Here is a 13,814-nt window from a genome sequence, read left to right as displayed (position 1 = left end):
GAAGCGCCGTGAGCTGCGGCGGCCCCGCTCAGGAGGCCTTCCGCGTGAGGGTGAGGTGCGTCGTCCCGCTCGGCGTCGTGACGGAGGCGACGTCGTAGCGCCTCTCGAGCGCCTCGAGTCCGTCCCACAGACGCACGCCGCGGCCGAGCAGGATCGGCACCACAGCGATGTGGGCGTGATCGACCAGCCCGGCGGCGAGGAAGTCGCGCAGCATCGTCGGGCCGCCGCCGATGTGGATGTCCCGGTCGCCCGCGAGCCCGCGCGCGACTTCCAGGGCTGCGATCGGCGGCGCCGACAGGAAGTGGAAGGTGGTCTCGCCGAGGGTGAGCGGCTCGCGCGGACGATGGGTGAGCACGATCACCGGGGTGTGGAACGGCGGCTTCCGGCCCCACCACCCCTGCCATCCCGGGTCGTCCTGCCACCCGGGAGGGCCGTACTTGCCCGCGCCCATGATCTCGACGCCGATGCCGTCGCCCCACTGCGACGCGAACGCGTCATCGGGCGCGGACGACGGATCGGCATCCACCCGCTCACCGTGCCCCGACTGCGACCGGAAGGTGGCGGTCGGGAAGAACCACTCGTGGAGGCGTTCCCCCGCGTGCCCGAACGGAGCGTCGAGCGTGAGTCCCTCCCCCGTGCCGAACCCGTCGAGCGAGACGGAGAAGTTGTGTACTCGAACGCGCGTCATCGGATCTCCTCCGCCGGGGTGGATGCGTCACAGACGGTACCGGGATCGGCGGTCGCCGGGAAGTGCGCACGCAAAGACGAAGGGCCCGTCTCGGAGGACGAGCCCTTCGTGTGACGCGGAGGTCAGTCGTTGCCGCGCAGGATCGCGATCACGCGCAGGATCTCGACGTAGATCCAGATGACGGTCGCGACGATGCCGAACGAGGCCTTCCAGCCGAGCTTGCGCGGCGCGCCGTTGCGGGCGCCGTTCTGCACGAACTCGAAGTCCATGACGAGCATGTACGCCGCGAGCAGCACGGCGAGGATGCCGATGATCACGCCGAGCGGGATGCCCATGATCTCGACCGAGCGCATTCCCCAGGCGAGGTCGCTGGCCGGCCCGCCGAAGATCATGAAGCCGAAGTTCAGCAGGCTGAAGACGAGGTAGCCGAGAGCGGCGATCATGACGATCTTCGTCATGCGCGGCGAGGTGCGCACCTTGCCGCTCGAGAACAGGGCGAGGGTCACGCCGACCACCGCGAGCGTGGCGAGCGTCGCCTGCATCACGATGCCGGGGAAGACCTGCTCCATGATCAGCGAGAACGCGCCGATGAACAGACCCTCGGCACCCGCGTAGGCGAGCACCAGGCCGGCGCCGGGCATGCGCTTGAACGAGTTCACGAGGCCGAGCACGAAGCCGGCGAGCGCGCCGACGATCGCGATGCCGAGGCCCATGCCGGGGTTCGCGAGCGTCGCCCACCAGCCGACGACGGCACCGAGCAGCAGCACGCCGAACGAGGCGAGGGTCTTGTGGATCGTGTCCTCGACCGTCATCCGGCCGGTGTCGACCGCATCAGCCGAGGGTGCCGAGTACAGGCCCTCGAGGTGAGAGGCCGGCGGCGGCACGAGGCCGGGCGACTGCTGGCCGGCGGCGGCGCCGCCCGGGTAGGTCTGCGCCGCGTAGGACGTGGGCGCCTGCGGCGGACGCGTCGAGGTCTGGAAGGCGGGGTCGGTGAATCCCAACTTGGCCATGATCGGTCAACTCCAAATGGTTGCGGGACAGCCCTGTCGAGCGCTGTTGATCCACATTACCCACGGTTTCTTATGCCTGTGCTGGGATTCGCGGGCGCCCGGCTACGCCCCGGGCGAACGGATCCGAGTGCCTAGGCTTGTCGCATGCCTCGCCGCCTTCCGCTCGTCATCGGGCACCGCGGAGCCCCCGGCTACCGCCCCGAGCACTCGCGCTCGTCGTACGACCTCGCGCTCCAGCTCGGCGTCGACGCGGTCGAGCCCGACATCGTCGCCTCGAAGGACGGGGTGCTCGTCGTCCGGCACGAGAACGAGATCTCCGGCACCACGAACGTCGCCGACCGGCCGGAGTTCGCGAGCCGCCGCACCACCAAGACCGTCGACGGCGTGAAGCTCACCGGCTGGTTCACCGAGGACTTCACGTGGGAGGAGCTGTCCACGCTGACGACGCGGGAGCGCATCCCGCAGCTGCGACCGCGCAGCGCGACGTTCGACGATGCGCAGCCGATGCTGCGGCTGACGGACGTGCTCGACCTCGTGCGCGCCGGATCGCTCGCTCAGGGCCGCGAGATCGGGGTGGTGCTCGAGGTCAAGCACGCCACCTACTTCGCGGGGATCGGGCTCGACCTGGTGCCGATGATCGAGGCCGAGCTGCGCGCGACCGGATGGGACACGGGCGGCCTGCCGCTGATCGTCGAGTCGTTCGAGTCGACCGTGCTGCACCGGCTGCGCGAGCGCGGGCTTCCTGCGACGTACATCTATCTGCTGGAGGCGAAGGGGAAGCCGTTCGACCTCATCGCCGCGCACGGCGACGCCGCACCGTCCTATCCCGCGACCGCGACGCCGCGCGGGCTCGATGCCTTGATCGGCACGGTCGACGGGATCAGCGTCGACAAGCGGATGATCCTCGCCCCGGATCGCCGCGGGCGCACGAGCGGGCCTTCGCCCGTCGTGGCCGATGCGCACGCCCGCGGCCTGCAGGTGTTCACGTGGACCTGCCGTCCCGAGAACGCGTTCCTGATCCCGGAGTTCCGGGGCAAGGGCGGCAAAGCCGCGTTCGGCGACTACGAGTCGGAGTGGGACGTCATCCGCCGCTCCGGGGTGGACGGCGTGTTCGTCGACCACCCCGACCTCGGCGTCGCGTACTTCCGCGAGTGAGGCTGGTCCGGCGAGACCGCACGCGCCGGGTGCGCGGCCACTGGGTACGGGCCCAGTCTGGTGTCGGTGGCCCCGCCTAGACTCGAAGGGCAATGAGCGACTCCTCCACGCCCCTGATCGTGCCCGCCGGGGCCGGGCCCCGCGGCCCGCAGGCCGGCGCCTTCGACGACCTGCTCGAGGGGCTCAACCCGCAGCAGCGCGAAGCCGTCGAGTACCGCGGTCCCGCCCTGCTGATCGTGGCCGGCGCAGGATCCGGCAAGACCCGCGTGCTGACGCACCGCATCGCGTCGCTGCTGCGCACACGCGAGGCGTGGCCGAGCCAGATCCTCGCGATCACCTTCACGAACAAGGCCGCGGGCGAGATGCGCGAGCGCGTCGAGCAGCTCATCGGCGACAGCGCGCGCGGAATGTGGATCTCGACCTTCCACTCGGCGTGTGTGCGCATCCTGCGTCGCGAGGCCGACCAGTTCGGCTTCACGAAGGCGTTCACGATCTACGACTCCGGCGACTCGCGCGCGCTCATCAAGCGCCTCGTCAAGGAGCATGAGGCGGATGCCCTCGGGCTCACTCCCGCGTCGGTGCAGTCGAAGATCTCGAAGCTCAAGAACGAGCTCGCCGACGCCGACTCGTACGCGCGCGACGCGAACATGAACGACCCGGTCGAGCGGATGTTCACCGACCTGTTCCGCGCGTACCAGCGGCAGCTGCAGAAGGCGAACGCGTTCGACTTCGACGACCTCATCGCGCAGACCGTGTACCTGTTCCGGGCGTTCCCGCAGGTGGCGGACGTCTACCGCAAGCGGTTCCGGCACATCCTGGTCGACGAGTACCAGGACACGAACCACGCGCAGTACGCGCTGATCCACGAGCTGACGCGCCCCGTGTCCTCCTCGACCGACGTGGGCGGTGGGATGCTCGCGCTGATGGACGAGGCCGAGGGCGCCTCGCTCACCGTCGTCGGCGACTCGGATCAGTCGATCTACGCGTTCCGCGGTGCGGACATCCGCAACATCACCGAGTTCGAGCGTGACTACCCCGGCGCGAAGGTCGTGCTGCTCGAGCAGAACTACCGATCGACGCAGAACATCCTGACCGCGGCCAACTCGGTGATCCGGAACAACTTCGACCGCAAGGACAAGCGGCTCTGGAGCGACCAGGGCGACGGCGAGAAGGTCATCGGCTTCACCGGCTACTCGCAGCACGACGAGGCCCAGTTCGTCGCCGACGAGATCGAGCAGCTGCGCCGCCAGGGTGTCGACTACGGGCAGATGGCCGTCTTCTACCGCACCAACTCGCAGTCCCGTGCGCTGGAGGAGATCTTCATCCGCGCCGCGGTGCCGTACAAGATCATGGGCGGCACGAAGTTCTACGAGCGGCAGGAGATCAAGGACGCGCTCGCGTACCTCGTGACCGTCGCGAACCCCGCCGACGAGATGGCACTGCGGCGCATCATCAACAAGCCGCGCCGCGGCATCGGCGACGTCTCGGTCGAGACGATCTCGTCGTTCGCCGAGCGCAACGGCATCACGTTCCGCGACGCGCTCGGCCACTCCGCCGAGCTCGGCTTCGGGCCGAAGATCCAGGGCGCGATCGCGCAGCTGCACAACGTGCTCGTCGAGGCGCAGGAGATCCTGCTGCCGACGAACGGCGAGATCCCGCCGCCGACCTCGGTCGCCGAGGGCCTGCAGGTGCTGCTGAACAAGACCGGGTACATGGATGCGCTGCGCGCCAGCCGCGATCCGCAGGACGAGGCCCGCATCGAGAACCTCGACGAGCTCGTCGCCGTGACGCGCGAGTTCGCGCGCAACAACCCCGACGGCACGGTGCTCGACTTCCTCACCACCGTCGCGCTCGTCGCCGACAGCGACGACTTGGACGACGCATCCGGATCCGTCTCGCTCATGACGCTGCACACCGCGAAGGGCCTCGAGTTCGACACCGTGTTCCTCACGGGCGTCGAGGAGGACCTGATCCCGCACCGCATCTCGGCGAACGAGCCGGGCGGCCCCCAGGAGGAGCGGCGCCTGTTCTACGTGGGCATCACGCGCGCGCGGAAGCGCCTGTACATGTCGCTCGCGATGACGCGCGCGCAGTTCGGCGAGGTCTCGGCCGCGATGCCGAGCCGGTTCCTGCAGGAGATCCCGGCAGATCTCATCCATTGGCGCCAGTCACCCGGCGACGTCAACGGCCGCGGCGGATCGCAGTCGCGCGCGCTCAACGCGCGTCGCCCCGGCGGCTCGGACCGGTGGGGCGTCAAGCCGCTCGGCCCGAGCAGCAGCCTCAAGCCGAAGTCGACCGCGATGGACAAGTTCCCGGGCCTCGTCACCAACAAGGTGCGCGACAACGGCGACCTCGAGCTCGCCGCGGGCGACCGCATCCGGCATGACGACTTCGGCGAGGGGCGCGTCGACGCCGTCACGGGCGAGGGCGCGAAGCGCATCGCGCACGTCCGCTTCGACACCGCGGGCCCCAAGAAGCTGCTCATCAAGATCGCGCCGATCGCCAAGCTGTAGTCGGCGGGGCATCCGGCCGATGGGCGCGAGATCACATCCAGCGCGGCGGGGGCACATCCATCCCGTGAAGTGACATCCCTCGGGGTGTGATGCCGCGGCGTGGATGTGCGGTCGCAGAAGCGCGGGCGGCCAAGACCTCGGGCGCCCCGGGCACCCCCGTCAAGTCCCTCACGGGGTTGCGCGGCACACGTAGGCTGGGCGCATGGGACTGTTCTCGCGGAAGAAGAAGGACGACGACCAGACGGCCGCCGAGGTCTCCGCGGAGCAGGCGCCCGTCGAGAGCGAACCGACTCCGGATGCCTCGGGCGACGTCGCGCAGGATGCCGCGCCCGAGACGCCGAGTGAATCCGCGCCGCAGGTCGGGATCTCGCTGTCGTCCTTCCGCGGGCTCGGCGGCACGGCCGGCCCCGAGGTCGCGCCCCCGCCGCAGGAGGGACCGCGGCAGGGTGACCCCCGCATCCCGACCCCGCACGACACGCTGAAGCCGGGCACCGCGCCGGCGCAGCCCGCACCGCCGGCTCCGCGGGAGCTTCCGCTCGCCCCGGCCGCCCCGCCCGATCAGCTCGAGACCGTGCCCGGCCTGCGCGATAACGCGCTGCTGCGCGACGCGCTCGCCGCGCTGCCCGAGAACCCGACCGGCGCACAGCTCATCGGCATCGTGCGGCAGCTGATGCAGGGCCACCTGTTCCTGCGCGTGCAGGGGAACGCCCGCGAGCAGCTCGCCGAGGGAAACGGCCGCCTCTCGTTCGGCATCGCCCGCGACGGCGACAAGACCTACATGCTCGTGTTCAGCTCGGGCAAGGCGCTCCACGACGCGGTGCGCGCCGACGGCGACGCGAGCACGTCGGCGGTCGGACAGCCGGTCGGCTCGATCCTGAAGCACCTGATCGAGCAGAACTTCTCGGGCCTCATCGTCGACAACAACTCCGCCCCGCACCGCGCCGTGCTTCCCCGCGAGGTGCTGGAGCGGGCGCTCGGACAGGCGGACCCGGCGATGCGCCTGAAGGCGGCGCTCGCCGCCCCACGCGAAGCCGACACCCCGCACCGCATCGCGCAGCTGCTCGCCGAGGGCGTGCCGCTGTGGGTCGCGATCGGCAAGGCCGCCGAGGACAGCACGCAGCTCGGCATCGCCGAGGCGCGGCTGGCTAACGGCACGCGCCTGCTGCAGGTCTTCTCGCACCCGATCGAGGTCGCGGCCCAGGGTCGGGAGGAGCGCGCCCTGCCGCTGTCGGTCGCGAAGATCGGCCAGGTGCTGCGCGACCACGAGGCCGTCGGCGGCATCATCCTCGACCCCGCCGGCCCCCTCATCACCCTCACTCGCGAGGAGCTCGCGCCGGTCATCGCGCTCGCCGACGAGGCCGACAGGACGGATGCGGCACGGCCCGGAGACGCCACCGCCACCACGCAGGCGCAGACCGGTGAGCCCCAGACCGCGCCGGAGCCCGCGCACCTCGACGACGGCGACTGAGCCCGTCAAGCCGTTTCGCCGGATCGCCCCCTTCCGTAGGGTGGCGCTATGGCGTCGGAACGCATCACCCTGACCATCCCCGGACCGGACGGCGACCGCGAGGTGGGGCTCTCCAGCCCGAACCGCGTGCTCTGGCCGGAGGTGGGCATCACCAAGCACGAGCTCGCCGAGTACGTCATCGCCGTGGCCGACGCGTTCCTCGCGCACAACGGGCACCGGCCGGTCTCGCTCGAGCGCTACCCCGAGGTGGTCGGCGGCGAGATGTTCTTCTCCAAGAACCCGCCGAAGGGCGCGCCGCCGTTCGTGAAGTCCGAGACCGTCACGTACAACAGCGGACGGCGGCACCCGCAGATCTACCTGACGGAGCCCGCGGCCATCGCGTGGGCGGTGCAGATGAACACGGTGGTGTTCCACCCGTGGGCGTCGCGTGTGCCCGAGACCGACAACCCCGTGGAGCTGCGGATCGACCTGGATCCGCAGCCCGGCACCGATGTGACCGACGCGATCCCGGCCGCGCACGCCCTGCGGGAGGTGCTGCGCGAGGCGGGCCTCGAGGCGTGGATCAAGACCAGCGGCAACCGCGGCCTGCACGTGTTCTGCCCGATCGTGCCCGAGTGGGAGTTCCTCGACGTGCGTCACGCGGTGATCGCCGCCGGCCGCGAACTCGAGCGCCGGATGCCCGACAAGGTCACCACCGCGTGGTGGAAGGAGGAGCGGGGCGCCCGCATCTTCGTCGACTTCAACCAGGCGAACCGCGACCGCACGATGGCGGGTGCCTACAGCCCCCGTGCGCTTCCGCACGCCTCCGTGTCGGCGCCGCTTCACTGGGACGAGGTGGACGACGTCGACCCGACGCGGTTCACGGTGCGGACGATTCCGGATCGGCTCGCGCAGGGAGATCCGTGGGCGGGGATCCAGGATCAGCCGGGCCGCATCGACACGCTGCTCGAGTGGTGGCAGCGGGACGTCGAGAACGGTCAGGGCGAGATGCCGTTCCCGCCCGAGTTCCCGAAGATGCCGGGGGAGCCGCCGCGCGTGCAGCCGAGCAAGAAGAACGCCGAGAACTGGGACGCCGAGGGGAACCGGATCGAGGACTGACGGAGCGGGCTGGGGTCGGTCGCTTCGGCTCGCAAGCTCGCTCAGCAACCGGTTCGGTTATCGAGCGAGCGCCAGCGAGTCGAGATGACCGGCCCGCACGCTCGCCCAGCCACGGGTCGGTCGCTTCGGCTCGCAAGCTCGCTCAGCAACCGTTGGGTTATCAGGCTCGCTCAGCAACCCTCGGTTATCGAGCGAGCGCCAGCGAGTCGAGATGACCGGCCCGCACGCTCGCTCAGCAACCGTTGGGTTATCAGGCTCGCTCAGCAACCCTCGGTTATCGAGCGAGCGCCAGCGAGTCGAGATGACCGGCTCGCACGTTCACACGGGCGCTGCGGCGGCCTCAGTCCTCAGCGGGGTGACGGAACGAGCGGCGGTGCTCGCGCGCCGGGGGCCGCTTGTTCGCCCGACGCACTGCACGCGGCGGCTTGCCGCCGAGATACGACGCCGCGGAGTCGACGAGGAAGCCCTGGCTCAGCAGCTCGCGGCCGACGAGCATCCGGAATCCCATTGCATCCCGTCGCGTGAGCGTGACCTCGGCGGGGATGACCCGATCGAGCACGCGCAGCTCGAGCATCACCACAACGCGGCGCTCGGTGTGGCCCGACGAACTGCGCACCCGGCGGTGGTCGTGAACGGGCAGCTCGACCGGCACCGCGTCATCCGCGCTGCGCTGCCAGGGGTGCACCTCGAAGCGCACCCACGACTCGCCGTCGCGCGTGAACTCCTTGAGACCGAAGGCGTGGAGCGAGGACGTGCGCGCGCCCGTGTCGACCTTCGCCTTGAGCCATTCCACCCCGAGGCCGGGAAGTCCCACCCACTCGCGCCAGCCGACGAGCGCGTGACTCGGCACGCTGTCGGACGGGGGAAGATGGGGGGACACGTCACTTATCCAACCAGGAACACAGGACTGTTCAGTGAAGATCGCCATCTTGTCCCGCGCGCCGCGCGCTTACAGCACTCAGCGACTGCGCGCAGCCGCGCTCGATCGCGGGCACGAGGTGAAGGTGCTCAACACCCTGCGCTTCGCGATCGACCTGGCCGGGGACGAACCCGACCTGCAGTTCCGCGGTCGGCGACTGTCGGAGTACGACGCGATCATCCCGCGCATCGGCAACTCGATCACGTACTACGGCACGGCCGTCGTGCGGCAGTTCGAGCAGATGGATGTCTACACGCCCAACACCGCCAACGGCATCGCGAACTCGCGGGACAAGCTGCGGGCGAACCAGATCCTGTCCCGTCACGGGATCGCCATGCCGGCGACAGCGTTCGTGCGCGACCGGGCGGACGTGGTGCCGGCGATCGAGCGCGTCGGCGGAGCGCCGGTTGTGCTCAAGCTGCTCGAGGGCACGCAGGGCATCGGCGTCATCCTCGCCCCGGAGATCAAGGTCGCCGAGGCGATCGTCGAGACGCTGCAGTCGGCTCGCCAGAACGTGCTCATCCAGCACTTCGTCAAGGAGTCGCGCGGCCGCGACATCCGCGCGCTCGTCGTCGGCGACCGCGTGGTCGCCGCGATGCGCCGCTCGGCGAAGGGCGATGAGTTCCGCTCGAACGTGCATCGCGGCGGATCGGTCCAGCGCGTCGAGCTGACCGAGGAGTACGAGCGCACCGCCGTGCGTGCCGCGCAGATCATGGGGCTCAAGGTCGCGGGTGTCGACATGCTCGAGTCGGATGAGGGGCCGCTCGTTATGGAGGTCAACTCCTCGCCGGGGCTGCAGGGCATCGAGGAGGCGACCAACCTCGACGTCGCCGGCGCGATCGTCGACTACATCGCCAACCAGGTGGCGTTCCCGCAGATCGACGTGCGCGAGCGCCTGTCGGTCTCGACCGGGTACGGCGTGGCCGAGCTGGTCGTGCACGGCGATGCCGAGCTCGTCGGCCGGCGACTGGATGATTCGGGGTTGCGCGAGCGCGACATCACCGTGCTCACGCTTCACCGCGGCGCATCCGTCATCCCGAATCCGAAGGGAAGCTGGGTCCTCGAGGCCGAGGACCGCCTGCTGTGCTGGGGCAAGCTCGAGGAGATGCGCTCGATGATCCCGGAGCGGCCGAAGCGCCGCCCCCGCGTCAAGAAGCTGCCGAAGAACCCGATCCCCGACGAGGACTGAGCGCCGAGCGACTTCCTGTTGCTCCGGTGCCGCACCGGGGAGGTGTGCGCGTCGCGACCGCAGGCCCCCTTGCAGCACGATCGCTGCATGCACAGAGGTGCCGATCCGCGCGTGTGAGGCGCGGCGGCGTCAGGCGCGGTCGTGGAGGGTGATCCGATAGCCGTCGGGATCTGCGAACGTGAACGTCCGGCCGAAGGGACCGTCGAAAGGGTCCGCGACGATCGTGTGTCCGTCGGCTGCCAGAGCATCGTGAATGACCTGGACGTCGGTGGCGTGCAGCCAGATGGCGACGCCGGCTCCGGGGTGATCCCCAGACGCCGGATCGGTGCCGGGAACGATGTCGCGCAGCGCGAACGCGATCGGCTTCGTCTCGAAGACGACGGCGTGCGAAGGCCCCGCGGGGGTGCGGGCGAGGCCGAGGTATCGCTCATAGAACGCCTGCGAGGCGTCGAGATCGCGTACCTGGAGTGAGATGAAGTCGGGACCGGTGGCAGGCATGAGTGTGCTTCTTCCTTTTGTGTCAGTTTTCTGACACGTCAGAGACTATGTCAGAATGCTGACATGAGTCAAGCGCGCAGCGGCATCGACCTCGAGACATCACTGGGGTACGTGCTGAAGGAGGCGTCGAGCGCTCTCCGCGCCGCGATGGAGGACGTGCTGCGGCCGCTGGGGATGACGATCACTCACTATTCGTGCCTGGAGCTCCTGGCGCAGCGGCCGGGCTTGTCGAACTCGGAGCTCGCTCGGGGCGCGTTCGTGACGAGGCAGTCGATGAATGTGCTGCTCCAGGCGCTGGAGCGTGACGGATACGTGGCACGACCTGCGCAGCCCCCGGTCGGGAAGGCCCTTCCGGCGCGGCTCACGGCTCGCGGCCGGGAGAGGCTCAAGGTGGCGTCCGCGGCCGTTCGATCGGTGGAGATCCGGATGCTGGCGGGGATGACAGAGACCGACAAGGCGGACGCCCTGCGGATCCTGCAGGGCATGGTCCACTCCCTGCGCCACTGAGCCCCCGCGCCCTGCTCGACGGTCAGTCGATGACGTCGCCGAGGTCGTACTTCGCCGGCACGTCGAGCTGGTCGAAGCGGCAGGATGTCGCCTCGCGGTCGGGGCGCCATCGCTCGAATTGCACGGTGTGGCGAAAGCGCATCCGGAACGCGGGATCGCCCTCCAGCTGGTCATAGCGCACCTCGAGCACGCGCTCGGGGCGCAGCGGCACGTACGTCACGTCCTTGCCCGACGAGAAGCGCGACCGGAAGAAGTCGTTCAAGCGCACCAGGCCTTCATCGAACGGCGTCGGGGCGCGCGACCCGAGGGCGAGTTCCGACAGGCGACGGAGGCGGAGTGGGGCGACTTCGAGCAGCACTTCCTGCTGCGCAAGGTCGCGCTCGGCGACTGTCACCGGCCGTACGCGACGCCGTGCGTGCACGAAAGCGCGTGCGCGAAATGCCGCTTCCTGGACGTGGACCCGCGACAGAGCCCGCGCCTTGAAGAGATGGCGGTCAACGCCGAGGGACGTCTCGAGGAAGCCAGACGGCACGTCTGGCTCGGCGAGGTAGCCGCCCTCGAGGAGAGCTTGGTGCACATCCGTCGACGCCGAGACGAGGCTCTTGCCAAGCAGCGCGCCAGCGAAGCGGTTCCGGGCAGCTGAGTATCGCGACGAAAGCTGCAGATGCGGCCAGGATGTTTCCATGGACCTGCCAGTGATGCCGCCCGTAGCGCCGATGCTCGCTAAAGCGGTCTCGTCGATCCCCGATCTGGGGCACGTCGAGCCCAAATGGGATGGATTCAGGACCATAGTCTTCCGCGACGGCGACGAGATCATCCTTGGCAGCCGCAACGAGAAGCCCATGACCCGCTATTTCCCCGAGCTGGTCGAGGCACTGAAGAACACGACGCCCGAACGGTGCGTGCTGGACGGAGAGATCGTCATCATCCGCGGTGAGCGGTTGGACTTCGATCTGCTGCAGCAACGCATTCACCCTGCAGCCAGCCGCGTCAAGCTTCTCGCTGCGCAATCGCCGGCATCCTTCATCGCGTTCGACCTCCTCGCCGAGGAGGACGACGACCTCATGGCGCTTCCTTTTGGAGAGCGCCGTCAGCGGCTCGAGGATGCGCTCGTCGATGCCGACGCTCCCATCCACCTGACCCCGAAGACGTCCGAGCTCTCCCGCGCGCAGGACTGGTTCACCCGGTTCGAGGGCGCTGGATTGGATGGTGTCGTCGCCAAGCCGCTCGATGCCGTGTACCAGCCGGATAAGCGAGTGATGTTCAAGGTGAAGCACGAGCGCACAGCCGACTGCGTGGTCGCCGGTTACAGGCTTCACAAGAGCTCGACACCGAGCAAGCCGCTCCTCGGGTCACTCCTGCTCGGACTGTACGACGGCGGGCGACTCCAGCATGTTGGCGTCTCCGCTTCGTTCACGACAGCGCGGCGGGCGGCGCTGATCGAGGAACTGAAGCACCTGGAGGCCGGCACGGACGACCATCCGTGGGTGCAGCCCGGCGCTGCTGGAACTGCGACGGAAGACCGGATGCCGGGCACTCAAGCCGGTGGAGCCAGGGCAAAGACCTCTCCTTCGTCCCGCTTCGCCCCGAACTGGTCGTCGAAGTGGCGTACGACCACATGCAGGGAGACCGGTTCCGACACACGGCCAGGTTCCGGCGGTGGCGTCCGGACCGAGACCCGACGACATGCACGTACGAGCAGCTCGAGAAGCCGGTCGATTTTCGCCTCACGGAGGTGCTTAACACCACCCCTAATCGTTGAGCCGCTCGAGGATGTCCTTCATCTGGTCGATCTCCTCCTGCTGGGACTGAACGATCTGCTCACACAGCGTGACGATCTCGGAGTCGGTGATGTTGGACTGCTCGCAGACGAGGATCGCGCGGGAGTGGTGCGGGATCATCGACCGCAGGAACTGGTCATCCCCGACGAATGCTTCTGCTCGGCCCATGAGGAACGCCACCACGAACAGCGCGGCGAAGCCGACGAGCAGTCCGATGTTGAGTGGCTTGTTGGGGAACATCTTCCACATCACGGCGATCATGATGATCCCCATCGGGAACACCATCATCAGCGCCATGTAGAGGTTGCTGATGTTGGGCAGGAAGTCGGCGAAGACGTTGATCATCGCGAAGGTGAGCAGGTACATCACGATGAAGCTGAGTGCGAGGGAGATGGCGAGCTTGCCGTAGCTCGCCATCCCCCCGTGCTGCATCCCGCCCTGCTTCGAGTGCGGCATGCCCTCGTGCTCGGAGTGGTGCCTGGCCTGGCTCACAGTGCCCCCAACAGCTCCGCGCACGCCTGCTCGCAGCGGCGGCAGGCCTCGGCGCACACCCGGCAGTGCTCGTGCATCTGGGCGTGCGTCTCGCACTCGGCCGCGCACGACGCACAGGCCGCGCGGCATGCCTCGAGCTGGGCGCGCAGGACGTCGGTGTTCGAGCCGGTCTGGCGCGACAGGACCGCGGCGGTCGTCGCGCAGACGTCGGCGCAGTCGAGGTTCTTGCGGATGCACGCGGTCAGGTCAGCCACCATCTCTTCGCTCAGGCAGGCATCTGCGCACGCGGTGCACGCCTGGGCGCACTCCACGCACGCCTCGATACAGCGCACCAAGGCCGCGGTGTCGGCGCCGGCGCCCGCCCGGGGGTGAGTGGTCAGCATCTGCTCTGCAACAGTCATATCGTCCTCCTTCTCCTCGATCGGGGCGCTTCCCCGACCCTCGGCACGGTAGGGCCTCGGCACAGATTCCCCCACCGGGTTGCATACCCCGTGGG

At 69.1% G+C, this 13,814-nt stretch carries 12 protein-coding genes and 2 pseudogenes; 7 read left to right on the top strand and 7 right to left on the bottom strand.

Annotated elements, in window-relative coordinates:
• Nucleotides 1–28: 28 nt before the first annotated feature.
• Nucleotides 29–688, bottom strand: coding sequence for a dihydrofolate reductase family protein (locus ABD161_RS14120; RefSeq protein WP_344004281.1), 660 nt, complete (start codon nucleotides 686–688; stop codon nucleotides 29–31).
• Nucleotides 689–810: 122 nt separating this feature from the next.
• Nucleotides 811–1,698, bottom strand: a complete 888-nt coding sequence (locus ABD161_RS14115; protein WP_344004278.1) for a Bax inhibitor-1/YccA family protein — start codon at nucleotides 1,696–1,698, stop codon at nucleotides 811–813.
• Nucleotides 1,699–1,842: 144 nt separating this feature from the next.
• On the opposite strand from ABD161_RS14115, the gene ABD161_RS14110 reads away from it, so the two are divergent.
• From ABD161_RS14110 to ligD, 4 genes are all read left to right on the top strand, one after another.
• On the top strand, nucleotides 1,843–2,853 hold the full coding sequence (locus ABD161_RS14110; protein ID WP_344004275.1) for a glycerophosphodiester phosphodiesterase family protein: 1,011 nt from the start codon (nucleotides 1,843–1,845) through the stop codon (nucleotides 2,851–2,853).
• A 92-nt stretch (nucleotides 2,854–2,945) separates the two neighbouring features.
• Nucleotides 2,946–5,366 (top strand): ATP-dependent helicase, encoded by a 2,421-nt coding sequence (locus ABD161_RS14105; protein ID WP_344004272.1) that lies wholly within the window; start codon nucleotides 2,946–2,948, stop codon nucleotides 5,364–5,366.
• Between the two features lie 202 nt (nucleotides 5,367–5,568).
• On the top strand, nucleotides 5,569–6,834 hold the full coding sequence (locus ABD161_RS14100; RefSeq protein WP_344004270.1) for an SseB family protein: 1,266 nt from the start codon (nucleotides 5,569–5,571) through the stop codon (nucleotides 6,832–6,834).
• Nucleotides 6,835–6,882: 48 nt separating this feature from the next.
• On the top strand, nucleotides 6,883–7,932 hold the full coding sequence (ligD, locus tag ABD161_RS14095; RefSeq protein WP_344004268.1) for a non-homologous end-joining DNA ligase: 1,050 nt from the start codon (nucleotides 6,883–6,885) through the stop codon (nucleotides 7,930–7,932).
• A 340-nt stretch (nucleotides 7,933–8,272) separates the two neighbouring features.
• Here ligD and ABD161_RS14090 read toward each other — a convergent pair whose 3' ends face one another.
• A complete protein-coding gene (locus tag ABD161_RS14090; RefSeq protein ID WP_344004266.1) occupies nucleotides 8,273–8,812 on the bottom strand; it encodes an ATP-dependent zinc protease family protein in 540 nt (179 codons plus the stop codon).
• A gap of 34 nt (nucleotides 8,813–8,846) precedes the next feature.
• On the opposite strand from ABD161_RS14090, the gene ABD161_RS14085 reads away from it, so the two are divergent.
• Nucleotides 8,847–10,040 (top strand): RimK family alpha-L-glutamate ligase, encoded by a 1,194-nt coding sequence (locus ABD161_RS14085; RefSeq protein WP_135114911.1) that lies wholly within the window; start codon nucleotides 8,847–8,849, stop codon nucleotides 10,038–10,040.
• Between the two features lie 129 nt (nucleotides 10,041–10,169).
• Here the strand turns inward: ABD161_RS14085 and ABD161_RS14080 are convergent, their stop codons facing one another.
• Nucleotides 10,170–10,538: a VOC family protein gene (locus ABD161_RS14080; protein WP_344004260.1), complete on the bottom strand. Its 369-nt coding sequence runs from the start codon at nucleotides 10,536–10,538 to the stop codon at nucleotides 10,170–10,172.
• A 63-nt stretch (nucleotides 10,539–10,601) separates the two neighbouring features.
• Here ABD161_RS14080 and ABD161_RS14075 point away from each other — a divergent pair, with 63 nt between their 5' ends.
• Nucleotides 10,602–11,045 (top strand): MarR family winged helix-turn-helix transcriptional regulator, encoded by a 444-nt coding sequence (locus ABD161_RS14075; RefSeq protein WP_344004257.1) that lies wholly within the window; start codon nucleotides 10,602–10,604, stop codon nucleotides 11,043–11,045.
• Nucleotides 11,046–11,067: 22 nt separating this feature from the next.
• Here the strand turns inward: ABD161_RS14075 and ABD161_RS14070 are convergent.
• Nucleotides 11,068–11,292, bottom strand: a pseudogene (locus tag ABD161_RS14070) (ATP-dependent DNA ligase); the annotation flags it as partial.
• Between the two features lie 436 nt (nucleotides 11,293–11,728).
• Here ABD161_RS14070 and ABD161_RS14065 point away from each other — a divergent pair.
• Nucleotides 11,729–12,807 (top strand): annotated as a pseudogene (locus ABD161_RS14065) (ATP-dependent DNA ligase).
• Here ABD161_RS14065 and ABD161_RS14060 read toward each other — a convergent pair.
• Both ABD161_RS14060 and ABD161_RS14055 read right to left on the bottom strand, forming a co-directional pair.
• Nucleotides 12,797–13,318, bottom strand: coding sequence for a DUF305 domain-containing protein (locus tag ABD161_RS14060; RefSeq protein ID WP_344004254.1), 522 nt, complete (start codon nucleotides 13,316–13,318; stop codon nucleotides 12,797–12,799). The pseudogene ABD161_RS14065 and the gene ABD161_RS14060 overlap by 11 nt on opposite strands.
• Nucleotides 13,315–13,719 carry a four-helix bundle copper-binding protein gene (locus ABD161_RS14055; protein WP_067027657.1) on the bottom strand — a complete coding sequence of 135 codons (405 nt, stop codon included), beginning with the start codon at nucleotides 13,717–13,719 and terminating at the stop codon, nucleotides 13,315–13,317. Before ABD161_RS14055 ends, ABD161_RS14060 begins: the two co-directional genes overlap by 4 nt.
• Nucleotides 13,720–13,814 lie beyond the last annotated feature (95 nt).

The organism is Microbacterium paludicola (genome assembly GCF_039529675.1).
In the GTDB taxonomy this organism is placed as follows: domain Bacteria; phylum Actinomycetota; class Actinomycetes; order Actinomycetales; family Microbacteriaceae; genus Microbacterium; species Microbacterium paludicola.
This window is presented reverse-complemented; position numbering and strand designations above follow the sequence as displayed.

Bases quoted from the DNA above. Each gene is read 5' to 3' on its own strand.
- ABD161_RS14120 (WP_344004281.1), bottom strand. From the start codon at position 688: ATGACGCGCGTTCGAGTACACAACTTCTCCGTCTCGCTCGACGGGTTC.
- ABD161_RS14115 (WP_344004278.1), bottom strand. From the start codon at position 1,698: ATGGCCAAGTTGGGATTCACCGACCCCGCCTTCCAGACCTCGACGCGT.
- ABD161_RS14110 (WP_344004275.1), top strand. From the start codon at position 1,843: ATGCCTCGCCGCCTTCCGCTCGTCATCGGGCACCGCGGAGCCCCCGGC.
- ABD161_RS14105 (WP_344004272.1), top strand. From the start codon at position 2,946: ATGAGCGACTCCTCCACGCCCCTGATCGTGCCCGCCGGGGCCGGGCCC.
- ABD161_RS14100 (WP_344004270.1), top strand. From the start codon at position 5,569: ATGGGACTGTTCTCGCGGAAGAAGAAGGACGACGACCAGACGGCCGCC.
- ligD (WP_344004268.1), top strand. From the start codon at position 6,883: ATGGCGTCGGAACGCATCACCCTGACCATCCCCGGACCGGACGGCGAC.
- ABD161_RS14080 (WP_344004260.1), bottom strand. From the start codon at position 10,538: ATGCCTGCCACCGGTCCCGACTTCATCTCACTCCAGGTACGCGATCTC.
- ABD161_RS14075 (WP_344004257.1), top strand. From the start codon at position 10,602: ATGAGTCAAGCGCGCAGCGGCATCGACCTCGAGACATCACTGGGGTAC.
- ABD161_RS14055 (WP_067027657.1), bottom strand. From the start codon at position 13,719: ATGACTGTTGCAGAGCAGATGCTGACCACTCACCCCCGGGCGGGCGCC.